This window comes from Thalassococcus sp. BH17M4-6, assembly GCF_049323015.1.
Lineage (GTDB): Bacteria > Pseudomonadota > Alphaproteobacteria > Rhodobacterales > Rhodobacteraceae > Puniceibacterium.
In genome coordinates this window covers 48339-68955 of record NZ_JBMPGU010000004.1, presented here as the reverse complement: position 1 = coordinate 68955, position 20617 = coordinate 48339, and the positions used below count along the sequence as shown (strand labels likewise).

15 protein-coding genes are annotated in these 20617 nt (G+C 65.6%); 2 read left to right on the top strand and 13 right to left on the bottom strand.

What is annotated here, in order from left to right; translation table 11 throughout:
* Positions 1–15: 15 nt before the first annotated feature.
* From ACOXXX_RS07215 to ACOXXX_RS07175, 9 genes are all read right to left on the bottom strand, one after another.
* Positions 16–1254, bottom strand: coding sequence for a Coenzyme F420 hydrogenase/dehydrogenase, beta subunit C-terminal domain (locus ACOXXX_RS07215; protein ID WP_422825887.1), 1239 nt, complete (start codon positions 1252–1254; stop codon positions 16–18).
* A gap of 1 nt (position 1255) precedes the next feature.
* Positions 1256–2338, bottom strand: coding sequence for a phospho-N-acetylmuramoyl-pentapeptide-transferase (gene mraY / locus ACOXXX_RS07210; RefSeq protein ID WP_422825886.1), 1083 nt, complete (start codon positions 2336–2338; stop codon positions 1256–1258).
* Between the two features lie 3 nt (positions 2339–2341).
* The gene (locus ACOXXX_RS07205; RefSeq protein ID WP_422825885.1) at positions 2342–3787 is read right to left on the bottom strand and encodes a UDP-N-acetylmuramoyl-tripeptide--D-alanyl-D-alanine ligase; all 1446 of its coding nucleotides are present in this window, start codon (positions 3785–3787) and stop codon (positions 2342–2344) included.
* An 82-nt stretch (positions 3788–3869) separates the two neighbouring features.
* Positions 3870–5354 (bottom strand): UDP-N-acetylmuramoyl-L-alanyl-D-glutamate--2,6-diaminopimelate ligase, encoded by a 1485-nt coding sequence (locus ACOXXX_RS07200; RefSeq protein ID WP_422825884.1) that lies wholly within the window; start codon positions 5352–5354, stop codon positions 3870–3872.
* Positions 5355–5413: 59 nt separating this feature from the next.
* A complete protein-coding gene (locus ACOXXX_RS07195; protein WP_422825883.1) occupies positions 5414–7201 on the bottom strand; it encodes a peptidoglycan D,D-transpeptidase FtsI family protein in 1788 nt (595 codons plus the stop codon).
* Positions 7198–7545, bottom strand: coding sequence for a cell division protein FtsL (gene ftsL, locus ACOXXX_RS07190; RefSeq protein WP_422825882.1), 348 nt, complete (start codon positions 7543–7545; stop codon positions 7198–7200). The genes ACOXXX_RS07195 and ftsL overlap by 4 nt, the downstream gene beginning before the upstream one ends.
* Positions 7545–8537: a 16S rRNA (cytosine(1402)-N(4))-methyltransferase RsmH gene (rsmH, locus tag ACOXXX_RS07185; protein ID WP_422825881.1), complete on the bottom strand. Its 993-nt coding sequence runs from the start codon at positions 8535–8537 to the stop codon at positions 7545–7547. Before rsmH ends, ftsL begins: the two co-directional genes overlap by 1 nt.
* A gap of 2 nt (positions 8538–8539) precedes the next feature.
* Entirely contained in the window at positions 8540–9043 is a 504-nt protein-coding gene (mraZ, locus tag ACOXXX_RS07180) for a division/cell wall cluster transcriptional repressor MraZ (protein WP_422825880.1), read from the bottom strand.
* A gap of 705 nt (positions 9044–9748) precedes the next feature.
* On the bottom strand, positions 9749–10804 hold the full coding sequence (locus tag ACOXXX_RS07175; RefSeq protein ID WP_422826168.1) for an Mrp/NBP35 family ATP-binding protein: 1056 nt from the start codon (positions 10802–10804) through the stop codon (positions 9749–9751).
* A 265-nt stretch (positions 10805–11069) separates the two neighbouring features.
* Between ACOXXX_RS07175 and ACOXXX_RS07170 the strand changes: the two genes are divergently transcribed.
* Positions 11070–11288 carry a DUF1127 domain-containing protein gene (locus tag ACOXXX_RS07170; protein WP_422825879.1) on the top strand — a complete coding sequence of 73 codons (219 nt, stop codon included), beginning with the start codon at positions 11070–11072 and terminating at the stop codon, positions 11286–11288.
* 471 nt (positions 11289–11759) lie between these two features.
* Complete coding sequence (locus ACOXXX_RS07165) at positions 11760–14837, top strand: valine--tRNA ligase (protein WP_422825878.1); 3078 nt, start codon at positions 11760–11762, stop codon at positions 14835–14837.
* Positions 14838–15038: 201 nt separating this feature from the next.
* On the opposite strand, the gene ACOXXX_RS07160 is transcribed toward ACOXXX_RS07165, so the two are convergent.
* The 4 genes from ACOXXX_RS07160 to metZ all read right to left on the bottom strand — a co-directional run bounded on the left by ACOXXX_RS07160 (position 15039) and on the right by metZ (position 20573).
* On the bottom strand, positions 15039–16622 hold the full coding sequence (locus ACOXXX_RS07160; RefSeq protein ID WP_422825877.1) for a thiamine pyrophosphate-binding protein: 1584 nt from the start codon (positions 16620–16622) through the stop codon (positions 15039–15041).
* A complete protein-coding gene (locus ACOXXX_RS07155) occupies positions 16622–18070 on the bottom strand; it encodes a TrkH family potassium uptake protein (RefSeq protein WP_422825876.1) in 1449 nt (482 codons plus the stop codon). The genes ACOXXX_RS07160 and ACOXXX_RS07155 overlap by 1 nt, the downstream gene beginning before the upstream one ends.
* A 108-nt stretch (positions 18071–18178) precedes the next feature.
* Positions 18179–19279, bottom strand: a complete 1101-nt coding sequence (folE2, locus tag ACOXXX_RS07150) for a GTP cyclohydrolase FolE2 (protein ID WP_422825875.1) — start codon at positions 19277–19279, stop codon at positions 18179–18181.
* Between the two features lie 124 nt (positions 19280–19403).
* The gene (gene metZ, locus ACOXXX_RS07145; protein ID WP_422825874.1) at positions 19404–20573 is read right to left on the bottom strand and encodes an O-succinylhomoserine sulfhydrylase; all 1170 of its coding nucleotides are present in this window, start codon (positions 20571–20573) and stop codon (positions 19404–19406) included.
* Positions 20574–20617: the final 44 nt, after the last annotated feature.

Here is a 20617-nt window from a genome sequence, read left to right as displayed (position 1 = left end):
TGCCGCAGCGATAGCCTATTTCGCAGGGGGCTCACAATCCCGCTGCTCATCGTCGCGGGGCACAAGGCCGTACCGCGCCGCGACCTGCCAGACATGGCCGGGCACCATGTTCTTCACGCGTGCGGGAAAGGCGCGGCGCAGGTGCAGGACCGTCTCGATCGCCTTCATCTCGACCCGCGCACGGGCAAATTCCAGCCCGCGCGGCCCGGTGCGCGGCTGCAGGAACGACACCACGGGGCGCAGCCAGTCCGGCATCCGGCGCAAAGGCAGCCCGCCCGCCGCGCGTTCGGTGTTGGCCATGAAACCGCGCACTGCGCCACCGCGTTTTCCCTTGTCCGTCAGCGGCTTGATCCGCAGCCTTGATCCAAGTCGGTCCAGCACCTCGGCTCCGCGCGCATTGCGCACGATCAACCACTGGTCGCCATCGCCGCCCATGTAGCCCACGGTGATGTCGGCCAGCCGGTTGGTGTAATCGACGCAGGTCTTGCAGGTCATAGGAAAGAAATCCGGCGGCAGGTCCGAGATCGGCAATTGCAGGAACGGAATGAATCGCGGCTTGCGCCCGTCGTCAAAGCGCAGCTCGACCCGGTAGTCGGCGCGGAATTCAAGGTACGACACGGTGTCGGGCTTTTCGTCCAGAAGCCCCAGAAACTTGTGAAAATTCTCGGTCGTCGTGTTGTCGGAACAGGGTGTGCCGATCACGGTGATCGCCTCGAACCCCAGTTCCGCCTCAAGCGCCCGCAGCGCGTAGATCTGACAGGGGATGCCCACCACCGCGATGCGCCGGTGCCCCGCCGCACGCGCCGGTTCCAGCAGCGCCAGCAAGGGGCCAAAGCCCATGCGCATGCCGCGACACTGCGCCATGGCCTCGGGCTTTGTCACCAGCACCGGCAGGGGTTTCCATCGGTCCTCGGGGTCGGGCGCCGTCGCCAGAACCGCATCGACCGCGCCGCTTCGCAAAAGCTCTGCCGCCAGCGCCGTGGTCAGGCCCGTCCACTGCGCGCCCGGCGCGGGCGGGTCGAGCCGCGCCCGCAGCATCCGCGCGGTCACGCCAAAGAATACATCGTCGCCGCGCGCCGCATCGGCAGTGCGCCCGTGCACGCGCCGCTCAATCGCTGGATAGTCCGGCTGGATGAATTGGCACGCCTTTCCGCAGGCCTTGCCATTACCGATGCGCGACACGCCGCAATCTGTGCAGAGCCCGGGGCGCGCCGCGCCGCCCAGTTGCGGCGCCTCGATGCCGGCCTCGGCCACCCTAGCGGACTTTCAGCGTGGCCAGCCCGATGATGGCGAGGATCAGCGAGATGATCCAGAACCGGATCACGATCTGCGGTTCGGCCCAGCCCTTCTTCTCGTAGTGGTGATGAATCGGCGCCATCAGAAAGACGCGCTTGCCGGTGCGTTTGAAATAAAGCACCTGGATGATGACCGACAGGGCCTCGACCACGAAAAGCCCGCCGACGATGCCCAGCACGATCTCGTGCTTGGTGGCGACCGCAATGGCCCCCAGCGCGCCACCAAGCGCCAGCGACCCGGTGTCGCCCATGAAGACGGCCGCAGGCGGGGCGTTGTACCACAGGAACCCCAGCCCCCCGCCGACGATTCCGGCGGTGAAGATCAGAATCTCGCCGGTGCCCGGCACGTAATGCACGTCGAGGTAATCTGTGAAGTCGACCCTCCCCACCGCATAGGCAATGACACCCAGGGTCGAGGCCGCGATCATCACCGGCATGATCGCCAGCCCGTCAAGCCCGTCGGTCAGATTCACCGCATTGGCCGATCCGACGATCACGATCATCGCGAAGGGGACAAAGAACATCCCCAGATGGATCAGCGTGTCCTTGAAGACCGGCAGCGCCAGCTCATAGCTCAGCTCCGCAGGATGATAGGTCGCGGCCCAGAACCCGGCCACGCCCGCGATGATAAACCCCAGCAAAAGCCGCACCTTGCCGGACACGCCCGCGGAATTTTGCTTGGCCACCTTGGCATAGTCGTCGGCGAACCCGATGGCGGCAAAGGACATAGTGACGAAGAGCACCATCCAGATATAGGGGTTGTCGAGCCGCGCCCACAGCAGGGTCGAGGTCAGCAGCGCACCGACGATCAGCAGCCCGCCCATGGTCGGCGTGCCCGCCTTGATGAAATGACCCTCGGGCCCGTCGGTGCGGATCGGCTGGCCCTTGCCCTGATGGCGGCGCAACACGTTGATCAGCGGCGGCCCGAAGATGAAGCCGAAGATCAGCGCGGTCAGAAACGCGCCGCCCGCGCGAAAGGTGATGTAGCGGAAGAGGTTGAAGACGTCGCCGCCATCCGACAGTTCCGTCAGCCAAAACAGCATGTCTCAGGTCCCTTCCGCGTCGTTCAGCCCCGGGGCTTGGCCCATTTTCCGTATCGCGTCAACCACGCGCCCCAATCCCGTACTCAGGCTGGCCTTGACCAGCACCACGTCGCCGGCATCAAGGTGACGGGACAGTCCCCGGACCATCTCTTCAGCGCTGGCCACGTGCCGCCCGCGCTTGGCCTCTGGCAGGGCCTCAAAGAGGTTCTGCATCAGCGGGCCCACGCAATGCACCATGTCGATCCGGTCCATCGCGGCATGCGCGGCCAAGGCCGCATGCAACTCTGTCTCGGTACGGCCCAGTTCCTTCATGTCGCCCAGAATGGCGATCCGGCGCCCGCGACTGACCCGGCCGATGTCATGGGTGACCTCGGCCGCCGCCAGCACCTCGAGCGCCGCGGCCATCGACGCGGGGTTGGCGTTGTAGGCGTCGTCGATCAGTTCCAGCGTCATCCGGCTGTCCACCGCATCCAGCGTCACGACCTCGCGCTGGCCGCGGCCCGCGCCGGGGTGCCATCGGCCCAGATCGGCCAGCATCAGCGCCGGATCGAGGCCAAGCGCCTGCCCCGCCGCCAGCACCGCCATGCCGTTCACCGCAAAATGCCGCCCCGGCACCGCCACCTTGTAAAGCAGTGACTGTCCGTCCATGTCGGCGCGCACGACGGTCGTGGCGTCGCCGATCCGCACGTCGGTCACCTGGGCGGTGCAGTCGGGCGTTTCGCCAAAGGTCACGACGCGGGCGCCGCAGGTTTCGGCCTTGGCGATCATCTGCGCGCTGGTCGCAAGATCGCCATTGATCACGGCCACGCCGTCCGGCTCAAGCCCCTCGAAAATCGACGCTTTTTCCTCGGCTATCCCGGCAAGGCTTTCAAAGGCGGCCAGATGCGCAGGCGCCACGATGGTGACGATGGCCACGTGCGGGCGGGCCATGCGCGACAGCGGCGCGATCTCACCGGGGTGGTTCATGCCGATCTCGATCACCGCGAATTCAGTGTCGAGCGGCATCCGCGCCAGGGTCAGCGGCACACCCCAATGGTTGTTGTAGCTCGCCTCGGCGGCATGCACGCGCCCCTGACCGCCCAGAACGGTGCGCAGCATTTCCTTGGTCGAGGTCTTGCCGACCGACCCGGTGACGCCGACGACCCGGGCTTGCGTCCGGGCGCGGGCCGCGCGGCCCAGTGCCTCGAGCCCCCGGAGCACATCGTCCACCAGCAGAAGCGGCGCATCCGCCGCGACGCCTTGGGGCACATGGCTGACCAGTGCCGCCGCCGCGCCCTTGTCCAACGCCTGGGCCACGAAATCATGCCCGTCACGCGCAGCCTTGAGCGCCACGAACAGATCGCCGGGCCGCAGCGTGCGGGTGTCGATGGACACGCCGTTGGCCTGCCAGTCAGCCTCGGACCGACCGCCCGTCGCGGCCACCGCCTCGTCCCGCGTCCAAAGGCTCATGACCGGCTCCCAGCTTCTTCTTGGCAAATACACTCCCGCCGGAGGCATCCGACCGCAGACGCGAACACAGGCCTTGGAAATGTCATGCCAACCTCCCGTCCAGCGCCGCCACGGCAACGCTGGCCTGTTCGGCATCGTCGAAGGGAAACACGGTTTCACCGACGATCTGGCCGGTCTCGTGCCCCTTGCCGCAGATCAGCAGGGCATCGCCGGGTTCCAGCGCGTCGATGCCGCGCAGGATCGCCTCGGCGCGGTCGCCGACCTCGATCGCGTCGGGCGCGCTTGCCAGCACCGCGGCACGGATGCTGGCGGGGTCCTCGGTCCGGGGGTTGTCGTCGGTCACGATCACCAGATCGGCGTTCTCTGCCGCCGCCTGCCCCATCAGCGGCCGTTTGCCCGCGTCCCGGTCGCCGCCCGCGCCAACGATGGCCACCAACCGCCCCATCACATGCGGGCGCAGCGCCTGCAGCGCGGTTTCCACGGCGTCGGGCGTGTGGGCGTAGTCGACAAAGACCGCCGCTCCATTGTCGCGCGTCGCGGCCAGTTGCATTCGGCCCCGCACCGTGCCCAGAAGCGGCAGCACCCCGAAGACCTGATCGGCCTCGGCCCCGCAGGCGATGGCCAGGGCCGCCGCCAGCAGCACGTTTTCCCCCTGGAACCCGCCGATGAGGTTCAGCCGAAGCTGCCGGACAGAGGCGTTCCAGCGCACGCGCACCTCCTGCCCCGTGGCGTCAAAACGCTGCGCCATCAGGCACATGTCCGCGCCTTCCGCCCCGCCCACGGTGATCAGCGCCTGCCCGCGCGCCTTTGCGATGGCGGCCATGTCCACCCCGCGCGGGTCGTCGATGTTGACGACCGCGGTGCCGTCTTCGCCCAGCACCCGGGCAAAAAGCCCGGCCTTGGCGGCAAAGTAATCCTCAAAGCTCGCGTGATAATCCAGATGATCCTGGGTGAAATTGGTAAAGCCCGCGGCCTTGAGCGTCACGCCATCAAGCCGCCGCTGTTCCAGCCCGTGGCTCGACGCCTCCATCGCGGCGTGATCGACACCGGCCTGCGCCGCACCGGCCAGCACCCGGTGCAGGGTGATGGGTTCCGGCGTGGTGTGTTTCAGCGGCGTCTGCCAGTCGCCCTCGACCCCGGTGGTGCCGACATTGACCGCGCGCAGGCCCAGTTCCTGCCAGATGTGGCGCACGAAGGTCGCGACCGAGGTCTTGCCGTTCGTGCCGGTGACGGCGACAACCGTGTCGGGCTGCACGCCGAACCACAGGGCGGCGGTAAAGGCCAGCGCCTGGCGCGGATCGGCGGCGATGACCAATGCCGCGTCCGAAGCGGCCAGTTCGTCCTGCGCGATCCGGGCGCCTTCGGCATCCGTGAGGATCGCAGCCGCCCCCATGCGTAGGGCGTACTGGATATATTCGCCGCCATGCACCCGGGTGCCGGGAAGGGCCGCGAACAGATATCCGTCCTTCACCTCGCGGCTGTCCAAAGCCAACCCTGTCACGCGTGCCTCGCGGCCCGCGCGCGCCGTCAGGCCCAGCTCTGCCAAGGATTTCACCTGATCGCCCATCGCCACCCCCGGCGTCTATCTTGCACAATTCCCGGTCGTCGACAGGGGACAATGCCAGATCAGTTCCCCGTCAGAACGATGCCTGCCACTTGGCCCGGTTCGACCTGCGGACGCAAGCCCAGAAGCGGGGCGATGCGCCCGATCATTTCCGCCGCCACCGGCACCGCCGTCCAGCCCGCGGTGCGCCGCGGCTTGGAGCCCGAGGTTTCCACCGGTTCGTCCAGCGTCACGATCAGCACGTATTCGGGTTTGTGCGCGGGGAACATGGTGGCGAAGGTCGCGATGACCTTGTCCTTGTAATAGCCGCCGCCGCGTTCCTTGGGTTTGTCCGCCGTGCCGGTCTTGCCGCCCACGTGATAGCCCGGAACTTCGCCAAAGCTCGCCGTGCCTTCGGTCACCACCTTGCGCAGCATCACCCGTGCGGCGGCGGCGGTTTCTTCGGACAGCACGCGTTCGCCCATCTGATGGCCGCGCTGTTTCAGCAGCGTCGGCTTGACCACACGCCCGCCGTTGGCGATGGCAGAATAGCCTGCCGCCAGGTGCAGCGGCGAGGTGCTGATGCCGTGGCCGTAAGAGATGGTAACCGTGCTCAGATCGGTCCAGCGCTGTGGCAAAAGCGGCGCGCCGCCCTTGGCTTCCACGATCTCGAACGGGGTGGGTTCGAAAAAGCCCAGGCTTTTCAGAAAGTCCTGCTGCCGCTTCGGCCCGATGGCCAGCGCCAGCTTGCCCGTGCCACGGTTCGAGCTGTGTACGATGATGCCCTCGACCGTCTGTTCGCCGTAGTTCTTGCCGTTGAATTCGCCGATCCGGTGGCCGCCGACCTTCATCGGCGGCTTGGTGTCGATCACCGTGTGCGCGTTGACCAGCCCCAGTTCCATCGCCTGTGCGGCAGTGAAAATCTTGAAGGTCGAGCCAAGTTCATAGACGCCCTGCACCGCCCGGTTGAAAAGCGGGCTGTCGCTGGGGTTGCCCTCGATGGCGGCGCGGGGGCGCTGGTTGGGGTCGAAATCCGGCAGGCTCGCGATCGAGATCACCTCGCCCGTATGCACATCCATCAGCACCGCGGCCGCGCCCTTGGCGTTCATGAGCTTCATGCCGCCGTAAAGCACCCGCTCCATCGCCGCCTGCACGGTCAGGTCCAGCGACAGCTCCAACGGCGCGCCTTTGCGGGCCGGATCGCGCAGGGTTTCATCGAGGTATTTCTCGATCCCCGCGGTGCCGATGACCTCGGCCGAATGCACGCCCTCGCGGCCAAAGCTCGACCCGCCCAGAACATGTGCCGCCAGCGGCCCGTTGGGATAAAGCCGCATTTCGCGCGGGCCGAACAGCAGCCCCGGTTCACCGATGTCGTGCACCAGCTGCTTCTGTTCGGGGCTGAGTTTCTTGCGCACCCACAGGAACTTGCGCTCTCCGGTAAAGTCCTTCAGCAGACGCTTTTCATCCAGATCGGGAAAGATTTCCGCCAGCGCCGCAGCGGCGCGTTCCGGTTCGATCATCTGCTGGGGATGCGCATAAAGGCTGTGGGTTTCCATGTTGGTGGCCAGGACGCGCCCGTGCCGGTCGACGATGTCGGCGCGCTGCGCCACGATCGACGCGCCCGCCGCCTGGGCGCGCGGCTCCTGCGGTTCGGACGCCGCAAGATGGCCCATGCGCGCGCCGACAACGGTAAAGGCGCAGAAAAACAGCACACCCATGACCAGCAGCCGCCCCTCGGCCCGGACCCGGGCCCTGTCGCGCATCTGCTCATGCCGGATGCGGATGTTTTCGCGTTCAATGGCATCGGGGTTTTCGCCGTTGCGGCGGGCCTCGAGAATGCGCGCCAGCGGGCGCAGCGGGGTGCGGATCATGGCTCTTGTGCTCCTGCGCTGGACACGTCGACAGGGTTGGTGATGGGCAGTTCGGGCGGCTGCGGATAGGCGATCTGATCGACCCGTCCGAACTGATCCGGGCGCAGCGGCAGCAGGCCCAGCCGTTCAAAGTTGATGTCGGCCAGATCGCGCAGACGGTCGGGCCGGTTGAGATAGGCCCATTCGGCCCGCAGCACCGCCATGCGTTCGCGCGCGGCCCCGATGTCGCGTTGCAGATCCGCGACCTCGGACAGGGTGGCCTGGGTCTTGTAGTTTTCGTGATAGGCCCAGAAGGCCAGCCCGATCACGCCCATGAAGGTTGTCATATACAGCAACGTGCGCATCAGCGTTTTCCCCCAAGCTGTGGCATGGCAATGGTTTTTGCGTCGATCCCGCCGCTTGGCGCGTCGGTCCGGCGGGCGACGCGCAGCTTCGCGGACCGCGCGCGCGGGTTGTCCGAAAGCTCGTCCTCGTCGGGCCCGACGGCCTTGCGGGTGACAAGCTCAAATTGCGGCGCGTCCTCTTCGATGACAGGCGCATAGCGGTTGGCATTGCCGGTCTGACCGGCGCGGACCTGCAGAAAGCGTTTGACCATCCGGTCCTCGACCGAATGAAAGCTCACCACCGCCAGCAGGCCGCCGGGCCGCAGCGCGCGTTCGGCGGCCATCAGCCCCTCGTGAAGCGCGCCGTATTCGTCGTTTACCGCGATGCGCAGCGCCTGAAAGCTGCGCGTCGCAGGGTGAGATTGTCCCGGCTTGGCGCGCGGCAGGCAGGATTCCACCAACCCCGCCAGCCGCAAGGTCGTGGTGATCGGTTCCTCGGCCCGCGCGCGGACGATGGCCTTGGCGATACGGCGGGACGCGCGTTCTTCGCCATAGACGTATAGGATATTGGCCAGCTCTTCCTCGCTCGCCTCGTTGACCAGGTCGGCCGCAGACGGACCGTCCTGGCTCATCCGCATGTCAAGCGGCCCGTCGCGCATGAAGGAAAACCCGCGGTCCGCAAGGTCCAGCTGCATGGAACTGACACCCAGATCCAGCACCACGCCGTCGACGCCACTGGCCACCTCGTCCATCTGCGCGAAGTTGGCCTGCGCCAACTCCAGCCGCCCGGCATAGTCGCCGATCCAGTCCGCCGCCATCTGATGCGCCAGCGGATCACGGTCGATGCCGATGACCCTGCCCGCCCCTGCCTCCAGCAGGCCGCGGGCATAGCCGCCCGCGCCGAATGTGCCGTCGATCCAGGTGCCCTTTACAGGCGCGACCGCCCGCAACAGCGGACGCAAGAGAACGGGCACATGAGGTTTGCTTTCCGGGGAATGCGCCTCGGTCGCCATGACTAGCCCCCCTGCACGCCGTCAAGGAAGCTCAGAGGATCGAAATCCTCCGGCAGTTCATCCAGCCATTCCTCGGTCTTGGCGACCTCTTCTTCTTCGTAGGTTTCGGGCTTCCAGATCTGGAAGGTATCGCCGTTGGCGATAAAGAACGCCTCGTTGTCCAGGTCGATCTTCGAGCGCAGCTTGGCCGGGAGGACAAGCCGCCCGGTTTCATCCACCGTGGTGGGAAAGCTTTGTCCGTGAAACAGCCGCTGCAGCATCTTGCGCTCGTTGCTGCCGCGCGGCAGAGCGTCGATCTTGGCATCGACCTCTTCGATGGCTTCCATCGTGTAGCATTCAAGGTATTTGCGGCGGTGATCGCCATAGACGATGACCAGTTCGGGGTTCAGCCCCTCGGTCCAGTTCGGGTCTGAGGCTTCCAGCACACGGCGAAAAGAGGCCGGGATGGACACCCTGCCCTTCGTATCCACCTTGTGGTGGCTTTCACCTCTGAACCTGCGACCCACTGTCCCGTGTGTCCCTTATAAAGACCCCCTGAAAATGAAAACGACGGGTTGATCCGCTGCCACTGATCAACCCGCCGCCCTCGTCCCGCTGTGCGGGGTGTCCAGCTGCGCGCGCCACCTGGGGGGATGTCTGCTCGCTCGCGCGCCGGATCTCTTGGTCGATGAAAGTCGGGGCCTGTATGAAACCTGCCGGTTTTCTTTTTTGTTTTGGAAGTCGTCGGGGTCTTGGCGTCCCCTTCGTCGTTCCCGCCTCTCATTCGATGCACTATGGATGGCATGGGAATTCGTGGGTGGCAACTGTTTTTTATGGGAAATGACTACCCGATGTTGTTTCAGAGACCCCTGCAAAACAACATGTAGAGGCAAAATTGGGTCAATTCGCTGCACAAGTTGTGGCTAGGCAAATACTCATATCTATATATTGTGTCAGCTTGGCCTGACCACAGCGGCCCACGATTTCCCAATAAATTTGCCTCCCCTACCGGAAAACCCTGCGGCTCGACCCTAAAGACCGCGAGATTTCGGCCGAATCAACCGGAAAATCGCGATGATTCCAGTTTGATTCGCAGACCAGGCGCCACCTGAACAGACTGTCCCACGGTTTCCCGTGGCCGCTCTCAAGGCGCGGCCCATGGTTTCCCATGGTCCGCATGGTCCCGCAGCGCTGCATATATATAGAGAGAGAGTGTGTGTGGTGCGGTGCGCTCAGGCCATGCCGCCGCGCACCAGACCGTCGGCCAGCTGCCGGTAGGCCTGGGCCACCGGACCGTCGCCCGCCGCCACCGGCGCCCCGGCATCGCCCGCCAGGCGGGTGTCGAGGTCGATGGGCAGCGCCGCCAGCAGCGGCACGCCCAACCTTTCCGCCTCGGCCGCGACGCCGCCATGGCCGAAGATATGGCTTTCGCCGCCGCAATGCGGACAGTGAAAGACCGACATGTTCTCGATCAGGCCCAGAACCGGGGTCTTGAGCGTGCGGAACATGTCCAGCGCCTTGCGCGCATCCAGCAGCGCCACGTCCTGCGGGGTCGATACCACGATGGCGCCCGACACCTCGGATTTCTGGCACAGGGTCATGGCCACATCGCCGGTGCCCGGCGGCAGATCGACCAGCAGCACATCCAGTGTGCCCCAGTTGACCTGCCCCAGCATCTGCTGCAGCGCCCCCATCAGCATCGGCCCGCGCCAGACCACGGCCTTGTCCTCGGGCAGCATGAAGCCGATGGACATCAGCGTGACCCCGTGGGCGTGCAGCGGCTCGATGATCTTGCCGTCGGGGCTTGCCGGTTTGCCGCTGGCCCCCATCATCCGCGGCTGGCTGGGACCGTATATATCGGCATCGAGCAGCCCGACCCGGCGACCGGCGCGAGCCAGGGCCACAGCCAGGTTCGACGACACCGTGGATTTGCCCACCCCGCCCTTGCCCGACCCGATCGCGAGGATGCGGTTGACCCCCGCCGGTTTCATCGGACCTGCCTGCGGCGTGGGATGGCCACCGATCTTCAGTGACGGCGCCTTGGGGGCCGGGCCATGCGCGGTCAGCGCCGCCGAAACGCCCGTCACCCCGGGCACCTGCGCCACCACCGCCTCGGCGGCGCGGCGCAGCGGCTCCATCTGGCGGGCGGTTTCGGGCGACGGCGCCTCGATCACGAAACGGACCTGGCCCGCCTCCACGCTGAGGGCTCGAATCATCTTTCGCCCGATCAGATCGCCCCCGTCCGGCAGCGCCAGCCGCGCCAGCGCTGCCTCGATAGCTCGTCGCATTTCATCCACGCCTATTCTCCTTGCATCTGCGCCAGCAAAACCGGCGCTTCGCCCGCTGGCCCGCCACGGCCGTTTCGTTAGCGCACACAATTCAGGCAACCCGCTGAATTTAGGTCAGAATCGCGTATGCAAATGCTGCATAGCAGCATTGACGCAAAAGCCCATTGTGCACCTGCAGCATCTGACCCATCTTGAGGTCAACAGCGCAACACACCGCTCCATGTCGGGGCGCCGCGCAAAAGACAACGAGAGAGAGGCAAGCACAATGGCATTTGCATCTTACACCGCGACACACGGCCGGAACGCCGTACTTCAGCGCCTGAACGGCGTGTTCGATAGCCTGCGCGAACGGTCCGCCCGCCGCAAGGTGTTCAAGACAACCCGGGGCGAGCTGATGGCCCTGACCGACCGCGACCTGGCCGACCTGGGCCTGGCCCGCGCCGAAATCAACCGCGTCGCCTATCAAGCGGCCTACGGCGACTGATCCGACGCGGACAACCCCATAGGGCGTGAAACCACGCCCGTACGGTTCGGCGGCCCTCTCCTCCTCCCTGGGCTGGTCGATACCGCGGCGGCGCCTCTCCTCCTCCCTGGCGTCGCCGCACCCAAATTCCGGGACCGGCCCCTCGCGGCCCTTCCCACAACGGTTCGGCGGCCCTCTCCTCCTCCCTGGGCTGGTCGATACTGCGGCGGCACCGTTCCTCCTCCCTGGTGTCGCCGCACCTTTTATTCCGGGCCCGAACGGGCCCAACCAAGATCGGGGCCCCTCTCCTCCTCCCTGGGGTTCCGTGTACTAGAACGGCGGCGCCTCTCCTCCTCCCTGGCGTCGCCGTTTTTTTATGGCGGGCTGCCCTGCGAAGACGCCCATTCGGGCGGATAAGCGGCGCCACCCTTTCCCTTGCCCCGATGCTTCGCTAGATGATCACCAAAGAGGATCAGACGGGACGCATCACCCATGCCGATGGAAAAGACATTCGACGCCGCCGCCGCCGAACAGCGCCTTTACAAGGCCTGGGAAGACGCGGGCGCCTTCAAGGCCGGGGCCAACGCGAAACCCGGCGCCACGCCCTTCTCGATCATGATCCCGCCGCCCAACGTCACCGGCTCGCTGCACATGGGCCATGCGTTCAACAACACGCTGCAGGACATCCTGGTGCGTTGGAAGCGGATGCAGGGGTTCGACACGCTCTGGCAGCCCGGCACCGACCATGCCGGCATCGCCACGCAGATGGTCACCGAACGCGAAATGGCCGCCAATGGAGAACCCTCGCGCCGCCACATGGGCCGCGACGCCTTCTTGGCCCGGGTCTGGCAGCAGAAGATCAAGTCGCGCGGCACCATCATCGGTCAGCTCAAACGCCTTGGCGCGTCGTGCGACTGGTCGCGCGAGGCCTTCACCATGTCCGGCGCCCCGGGCGCGCCCGAGGGCGAAGAGGGCAATTTCCACGATGCGGTCATCAAGGTCTTTGTCGAGATGTACGACAAGGGGCTGATCTACCGCGGCAAGCGGCTGGTGAACTGGGACCCGCAGTTCGAAACGGCGATTTCCGATCTCGAGGTCGAGAATATCGACACCGCCGGGCACATGTGGCACTTCAAATACCCGCTCGCCGGTGGCGCCACCTATGAATACGTTGAAAAGGACGAGGACGGGAATGTCCTGTTCACCGAAACGCGCGACTACATCTCCATCGCCACCACCCGGCCCGAAACCATGCTGGGCGACGGCGCGGTGGCGGTGCATCCGTCAGACGAACGCTATGCCCCCATCGTCGGGCAGCTGTGCGAAATTCCCGTGGGGCCAAAGGAACATCGCCGCCTCATCCCGATCATCACCGACGATTACCCCGATCCCGCCTTCGGCTCGGGCGCGGTCAAGATCACCGGCGCGCATGATTTCAACGACTATGGCGTCGCCAAGCGTGGCGAAATCCCGTGCTACCGGCTGATGGACACCCGCGCCGCGATGCGCGGCGATGGCGCCCCCTATGCCGAAGAGGCCGCAAAGGCCCTCGCCGTCGCGCGGGGCGAGACGACCCTGACCGAGGCAGAGGCCGACGCGATCAACCTTGTCCCCGATCACCTGCGCGGGCTCGACCGGTTCGAGGCGCGCAAACGGGTGGTGGAAGAGATCACCGCCGAAGGTCTGGCCGTGATGACCCAGGCCAACGATCCCCGGCTGGGTAAGGCGGCGCAGAAACCCCTCGCCCCCGAAGAGGGCGGCGAGGCGCGAGAGGACACGCTGGTTCCGCTGGTCGAGGCCAAGACGATCATGCAGCCGTTCGGTGACCGCTCGAAGGTGGTGATCGAACCGATGTTGACCGATCAGTGGTTCGTCGACACCGACAAGATCGTCGGGCCCGCGCTGGATGCGGTGCGCAATGGCGATACGCGCATCCTGCCCGAGCGCGACCGCAAGGTCTATTTTCATTGGCTCGAGAATATCGAACCCTGGTGCATCTCGCGCCAGCTCTGGTGGGGTCATCAGATTCCGGTGTGGTACGCCCCTGCGCCCACGGGCGGCGACGAATGGCACCATGTCTGCGCCGCGACCGAGGCCGAGGCGATCGACAAGCTCAAGGTGCTTTGGGGCGAAGATGCGGATTTCCGCGTCGTCGAGGACGAGCGCGCGGCCATCGACCTGCTGGGGGATCTGGTCGGCAACTGGCGGACCGAAGGCCGCATACAGCAGCGCGAAGCGCCCGCGACGATTCCGCTCTTCCGCGATCCCGACGTGCTCGACACCTGGTTTTCCTCCGGTCTCTGGCCCATCGGCACGCTGGGCTGGCCGGACGACACCGAAGAGTTGGCGAAGTATTTCCCCACCTCGACCCTGATGACCGGCACCGACATCCTGTTCTTCTGGGTGGCGCGGATGATGATGATGCAGCTGACGGTGGTGGATCAGGTGCCGTTCGATACGGTCTACCTGCACGGCCTGGTTCGCGACGCCAAGGGCAAGAAGATGTCCAAGAGCCTTGGAAACGTCGTTGATCCGCTCGATGTCATCGATGAATTCGGCGCAGATGCGCTGCGCTTCACCAATGCCGCGATGGCGTCGCTTGGCGGTACGCTCAAGCTCGACACCCAGCGGATCGCGGGCTACCGCAATTTCGGCACCAAGCTTTGGAACGCCTGCCGTTTTGCCGAGATGAACGGCGTCTTCGAGGCGCGCACCGACGCCCTGCCGCAGCCCGTCCAGACCGCGAACCGCTGGATTCTTGGCGAAACCGCGCGGGTCCGGGAAGAGGTTGACGCGGCGCTGGAAAACTACCGCTTCAACGACGCGGCGCTTGCGCTTTATGGGTTTGTCTGGGGGAAGGTCTGCGACTGGTACGTGGAATTCTCCAAGCCGCTTTTCGCCTCTGATGACAGCGCCGTCATCGCCGAGACGCGCCAGACCATGGCCTGGGTGCTGGATCAGTGCCTGATCCTGCTGCACCCGATCATGCCCTTCATCACCGAAGAGCTGTGGGGCACCCTGGCCCAGCGGAAAAAGATGCTGATCCACGCCGATTGGCCCAGCTACACCACCGCCGACCTGCTCGAGGGCGAGGCCGACCGCGAAATGACCTGGGTGATCGCGCTCATCGAAGGCACCCGGTCGGCGCGCGCGCAGATGCATGTGCCCGCCGGGCTCAAGGTGCCGATGCTGGTCACCGATCTGGACGCCGCCGGTCAGGCCGCCTGGGATCGCAACGCCGACATCATCAAGCGGCTGGCACGCATCGAGTCGCTGGAAAAGACCGACGCCTTCCCCAAGGGCTGCGTCACCATCCCGGTCGAGGGCGGCACTTTCGGCATGCCGCTGGCGGGGCTGATCGACATCGAAGAGGAAAAGGCGCGGCTGGAAAAGACGCTTGGCAAGCTCGGCAAGGAAATCGGCGGCCTCAAGGGGCGGCTCAACAACCCCAAATTCGCAGAAAGCGCGCCTGACGAGGTGGTCGAGGAAGCCCGCGAAAACCTGGCCGCCCGCGAAGAGGAGGAGGCCGCGCTGAAGGCGGCGCTGGCGCGTCTGGCAGAGATCGGCTGAGCCCTATCCGGGCCGGGCCGGCGGCGGTCCGCGGGATGCCGCACCGCGGGCTAGGCGGCGCGCTTTATGTCGGCCATGTCCGGACGACCGGGCCGCTTTTCGCCCAGCTCAGCCAAAGCGGCAGCCCGGTGGGGCGGGCCGACGCTGGCCCGGCACCTTCGGTGCTGTTCGGGCCGGGTGCGGACCAGCCGTTTCAACGGCTCAGGATACCAGATCCCGCGTCATGCGAATGACTGTCGGCACCGGCGCTTCGAACGCCTCCAGCAAAGCCGACTGCAGAGCTGACAGATCCGCAGGCTCTGCCGCGCGCGCACCATAAGCCTTTGCCAGTGCCAGAAAATCCGGATTGCGTGCGACCACGGCATTGGGCGCGATCTGGCTGCGGACCATGGCATCCTCGATCTCGCCCAGCTTGGCATTGTCCCACAGCAGGATCGGCAGGCTGAGGCCCAGTTCGACCGCCGTGCCCAGTTCCTGCAGCGTGTACTGAAAACCGTAATCCCCGGCGATCGCCACCGTGGGCCGCCCGCGCCGCGCAACCGCCCCGCCGATGGCGGCGGGCAGCGCGTAGCCCAGCGTGCCAAATCCGAAAGGGTGGTGCCAATGATGCGGGCGCGGCATGTCCCAGACCTCTTTCGCGCCATAGGCGAACTGCGTCATGTCGGAATATATCATCGCGTCTTCGGGCATGACCGCGCGCAGCGCGTCGCTGACCTCGACCACGCCGGGGCGTTCGGCCTGCACCTCGGCCCGCCAGCGGGCGCGGGTCCGCGCCACCTCTGCCGCGTCCCAGCAGGGCGCGCGATCCTCGACCCGGGCCGGGATCGCCACGGCCATCGCATCCAGAAACGCCGCGGCATCGCCAAGGATGCCGGTGTCGCCCGGGCGCAGGCCGGCCAGCACCTCGGGGTCGATGTCGACGCGGATCATCGGGCCCCCATGGCCCAACGCGTCACGCCAGAGATCCACCTCGGAGAGTTCGGTGCCAAGCGCCACAACCAGATCGGCCTGCGCGCAGACCGACGCCGAGTCGGGCCGCGCGAGATAGGAGCCGAAATGCAGCGGCTGATCCGGCGGCACCAGCCCCCGCCCGGCATAGGTGGTGAAGGACGCGGCCCCGGTCTGGCGCAGCACGTCCACGACCGCGCCGCCGCGCACCCCGCCGCCAAAGACGAAAAGCGGACGCCTGGCCCCCAGGATCGCTTCGATGGCGTCATAAAGCTGCGCATGGCTGGCCTGCGGCAGCGCCACCGGGGCGGCCGGTGCAGGCGCGGGATCAGCCAGCGCCCCCAGTGCCGGGATCGGCACCTTCAGCGCCTTGGGCCGGGGGCGCGAGGCGGCGAATTCCGACAGCGCCCGGTCGATGAGCCTGTAGGCGGCCGCAGGCGCGCGCGCCTCGGCGGACCAGTCACAAACGGTTTCCGCCGCCGCGCGCTGATCGCGCATCTGGTGCAACTGACCACGCTGCGATGTGACATCGTCAAGCGAGGAGGACAGCATCAGCACCGGTACCGAATCCGAATAGGCCTGCCCCAGCGGCGTCAGCGCGTTCAGAACCCCCGGCCCGGTAATCACATAGGCCACCCCGGGCCGTCCGGTGGCGCGGGCATAGCCATCCGCCATGAACCCCGCCCCCTGTTCGTGCCGCGCGAGTACATGGGCGATCCCGGCCTCTTCGATGCCGCGGTACATCTCGACATTGTGCACGCCGGGTATGCCAAAGATCACGTCGACGCCGCGCGCCTTGAGCATGTGCGAAATCTGTGCGCCAAGGGGTCGTTGCATCAGGTCCTCCAGAATCGCACGGTAAAGATCGCGTAGACCGCCAAAAGCTCCAGCCGGCCGATCAGCATGGAGAAGGTGAGGATCCACTTGGCGGTATCGTTGAGTCCCTGGAAATTGCCCGCAGGCCCGATCTGCGGCCCCAGCCCGGGCCCCACATTCGCCAGCGCCGTGGCGGCACCCGAAACCGAGGTGATGAAATCCAGCCCCGTCATGCCCAGCGCCACCGACACGATGCCCAGCGTCACCACGAAGAAGACAAAGAACGAGATGACCGAGGACAGCACGTCATGGCCGACCACGCGGCCATCGTAGCGCGGGGTAAAGATGCCGTGCGGCGCGCGGATCTTGCGCAGCTGCACCTTGATCGACGCGAAGAGCAGCTGATACCGGAAAACCTTGACCGAACAGGCGGTCGATCCGGCACAGCCCCCGATCAGCCCGATGAAGAAGAACAGCGCGATCAGTAAAGGTCCCCAGAGCATGTAATCGACCGAGGCATAGCCGGTGCCGGTGATGATCGAGCTGATATTGAACAGCGCCTCGCGCAGCGCCTGCTCGGGATGGTGCGGAAAGACGGTGAGCAAGACCGTGACTGTCACCAAAACCAACACCGCGATGATCGCGATGAAGGTCCGCACCTGGCTGTCGCTGAACAGCGCGGTGTTGTTGCCGTTGAGCATCTGGACATAGCGGACGAAAGGCAGCGCCGCGAGGATCATGAAGACCGTCGCCACGTATTCCGCCGGGCCGGAGAAGGTGCCGAACGACGCATCGTAGTTGGAAAATCCGCCCGTCGACACTGTCGTCAGCGCGTGCACCGAGGCGTCGAAGGCATTCATGCCCGTGATGATATAGGCCAGCGCGCAGGCCAGCGTGAGGCTGACGTAAATGGTCGAGATACTCGACGCGATCTGGGCCGCGCGGGGCAGAATTTTTCCCATGGTCTCGAATGCTTCGGACCGGAAAACCTGCATGCCGCCCACGCGCAGTTCGGGCAGGAACACCATGGCCACGACGATGATGCCGATGCCGCCCAGCCATTGTAGCAGCCCCCGCCACAGCAGCAGGCCCTTGGGCAGGTCCTCAAGCCCGGTGAACACCGTCGATCCGGTGGTGGTGAGACCCGACATCGCCTCGAAGAACGCGTCGACGAACCGCGCCTCGGTCGCCCCCAGCACAAAGGGCAACGCCCCGAACAAGGGCAGCGCCACCCAGACCGAGGTGGTCAGCAAAAAGGTCTGCTGGATCGACAAGCCTTCGCGCACGGCATTGGCAGAGGCGAGCGCGATCAGCCCGCCCGCCGTCACGGTGATGATGCTGCTCTCGGCAAAGACGTACCATTCGCCGCGCCCTTCGGCGATATCGACCAGCATCGGCAACAGCATCGTCAGCCCAAGAATGGCGACAAGCAGGCCGATGACATAGGCGACGGGGCGCAGATCAAACATGGCGGCAGCGTTGGCCCCGCCCCGCGCCGGTGTCAAGCGGCGCCTAGATTCTGGCCCCCGCCGTCTGCCCAGCTGGTCCTGAAAAACCGCGGCCGCGCCGCGCCCGCATCAGCCGACGTGAAACAGCGTCGCGAAGAGGCGCGGGTCAAGGCTGTCGCTCGCAAAGGTGTCGCCTTCGGTCAGAACCGACACCGCATCGTGGCTGTGCAGGCTTTCCTGGTGGCTGGCCACGACGCGGTAGTCGCCGATCCGGGTATCGGCCTGCAATTGCTCGGCAAAAAGCCGTGCGGCGTCTTCCACGAAGATCGGGTTGGCGGCATTGAGCTCGGCAAAGGCCTGTTCATCCTCGCGCTTGACCATCACCTGCGTTTCGGTGGGCACAGCGGTCCGGCACATCTCGATCAGGTCCTCGAACCACAGGCATTTGCCCGACGTCACCTCGACCGACAGCCGCGCGACAGAGCGTTGCGAATGCGGCGTCGCCAGCTGACCGCGGGTGCTGCGGGCATGTTCGGACAGTTCCAGCGAACACGGGCAGGTCGAGGAATAGACATAGTCGAGATGCATGATCTTGCGGCGCACACCGTCGGTTTCGACCAGTTCGAGGGAGATGTCGTAGTACTGATAGCCCGACAGGCCCGACCTCAGGCTTTCGACCCGCAGCGGGAAGCGGAAAGCCATGTTGATCCGCGCATCGAAGGACTCAAGGTCCGACTTGTAATCGTCCAGCGCCGCTTCGATCACCTCGAAGCTGAAGGTGCGGTCGGCGTGCTTGTAGAACGACCGCATGATCCGGGACATGTTGATGCCCTTCTTGTCGGCCTCAAGGCTCACCGTGCCCGTCACGCTCGTCTCGAGCGCCAGGTCGCCGTTGTCGCGGGTATGATACTGCAAGGGCAGACGGAAGTTCGAGATGCCGACGTGCTGGATTGCCCGGTTTGCCCCCTTGATAAGCGAGGACGGCCCGTTCTGCAGATCGGGCAGACCGGCCTTGTAATCGGCATCCACCTCGAACTTGTGCGGGAAGATTCGCGACAGATCGGGGTAGTCTGCGGCGGGCGCGTCCGCGTTCAACCGCGCCAGCACCGGATCGAGCGCGGCAATCTCGTCATCGGCGCTTTTGCCCGCCCACTGGCGCAGCAGTGCCAAGGCGGCTTCGGCCTCTTCCCGGCTGGGTTTGCGGTCGATTTCTGGTGTGTGCACGTTCATCACAGGCCCTCCGCCTTGCTCAGGACATTAGATAGGGCGTCGGTCGCCTGATATCCAATCTACCTAATGGTCTACGCAGATAAACCGCTGTCGGATCAAAGATTTTCCGCGCGGGCGGCGGCGGTCAGCTGGCCGCCAGCGCCTGCAGGATATCGGCCACCAGATCGTCGGGGTCCTCGATCCCCACCGAAAGCCGCACCAGACCGTCGGTGATGCCCAGTGACGCGCGCTGTTCATCGCTCAGCCGCTGGTGCGTGGTGGTGGTGGGATGCGTGGCGATGGATTTCGCGTCGCCCAGGTTGTTCGATATCAGGACAACCTCCAGCGCGTTGAGAAAGGCAAACGCCGCAGCCTTGCCCCCCGCCAGATCGATCGACACCATCGTGCCCCCGACACCCAGCTGGCGCTGCATCAGCGCGTACTGGGCATGGCTTTTCAACCCCGGATAGAGAACGCGGGCGACCTTTGCGTGCCCCTCGACCGCCTCAGCGATGGCTTGGGCCGATGCGGTCTGCGCCCGCACCCGCAGGTCGATGGTTTCCAGTCCCTTGAGCAACACCCAGGCGGTGAACGGGCTCATAGAGCCGCCGGTGTGCTTCATGTAAGGCTCGACCGTCTTGCGGATGAAATCCTTCGTGCCGAGGATCACGCCGCCCAGAACCCGGCCCTGCCCGTCGATATGCTTGGTCGCGGAATAGACCACCACATCCGCCCCCTGCTCCAACGCGCGCGAATAGACCGGGGTGGAAAAGACGTTGTCGACGATGACCGTGACACCGTTGGCATGGGCCAGGCGCGCGACCCCTTCGATATCGACCAGATCCAGCGTCGGGTTGGCCATCGATTCGAAGAACACCGCCTTGGTGTCCGGACGAATGGCGGCGTCCCACTGGGCCAGGTCGGTGCCATCGACAAAGGTCACCTCTACCCCGAAACGCGGCAGGATGTTTTCAAGGATGTAGAGGCACGAGCCGAAAAGCGCCCGGGCCGACACCACGTGATCGCCCGCCTGCAGCATCGACACCAGCGCGCCGTTGACCGCCGCCATCCCGCTGGCGGTGGCAAAGCCGTCTTCGGTGCCTTCGAGCATGGCAATGCGTTCTTCGAACATGCGCACGGTCGGATTGCCGTAGCGGGCGTAAATGTATTCATCCTCGCCGGCCTCGATGAACCGCGCCTCTGCGGATTCGGGGCTGTCATAGGCAAAGCCCTGGGTCAGGAAAATCGCTTCGCTCAATTCGCCGTACTGGCTGCGCTTGGTGCCGCCATGCACCAGTTTCGTCCGCGTCTTCATCACATCGTCTCCCGGCCCGTCGGCCACAAAAAAACCCCATCGCG

Excerpts from the sequence above, each read along its gene's own strand:
- ACOXXX_RS07165 (WP_422825878.1), top strand. The coding sequence starts at position 11,760 with ATGCCGATGGAAAAGACATTCGACGCCGCCGCCGCCGAACAGCGCCTT.
- folE2 (WP_422825875.1), bottom strand. The coding sequence starts at position 19,279 with ATGAACGTGCACACACCAGAAATCGACCGCAAACCCAGCCGGGAAGAG.
- mraY (WP_422825886.1), bottom strand. The coding sequence starts at position 2,338 with ATGCTGTTTTGGCTGACGGAACTGTCGGATGGCGGCGACGTCTTCAAC.
- rsmH (WP_422825881.1), bottom strand. The coding sequence starts at position 8,537 with ATGGCGACCGAGGCGCATTCCCCGGAAAGCAAACCTCATGTGCCCGTT.
- ACOXXX_RS07200 (WP_422825884.1), bottom strand. The coding sequence starts at position 5,354 with ATGGGCGATCAGGTGAAATCCTTGGCAGAGCTGGGCCTGACGGCGCGC.
- ftsL (WP_422825882.1), bottom strand. The coding sequence starts at position 7,545 with ATGCGCACGTTGCTGTATATGACAACCTTCATGGGCGTGATCGGGCTG.
- ACOXXX_RS07175 (WP_422826168.1), bottom strand. The coding sequence starts at position 10,804 with ATGCGACGAGCTATCGAGGCAGCGCTGGCGCGGCTGGCGCTGCCGGAC.
- ACOXXX_RS07160 (WP_422825877.1), bottom strand. The coding sequence starts at position 16,622 with ATGCAACGACCCCTTGGCGCACAGATTTCGCACATGCTCAAGGCGCGC.
- ACOXXX_RS07195 (WP_422825883.1), bottom strand. The coding sequence starts at position 7,201 with ATGATCCGCACCCCGCTGCGCCCGCTGGCGCGCATTCTCGAGGCCCGC.
- ACOXXX_RS07205 (WP_422825885.1), bottom strand. The coding sequence starts at position 3,787 with ATGAGCCTTTGGACGCGGGACGAGGCGGTGGCCGCGACGGGCGGTCGG.
- metZ (WP_422825874.1), bottom strand. The coding sequence starts at position 20,573 with ATGAAGACGCGGACGAAACTGGTGCATGGCGGCACCAAGCGCAGCCAG.
- ACOXXX_RS07155 (WP_422825876.1), bottom strand. The coding sequence starts at position 18,070 with ATGTTTGATCTGCGCCCCGTCGCCTATGTCATCGGCCTGCTTGTCGCC.
- ACOXXX_RS07170 (WP_422825879.1), top strand. The coding sequence starts at position 11,070 with ATGGCATTTGCATCTTACACCGCGACACACGGCCGGAACGCCGTACTT.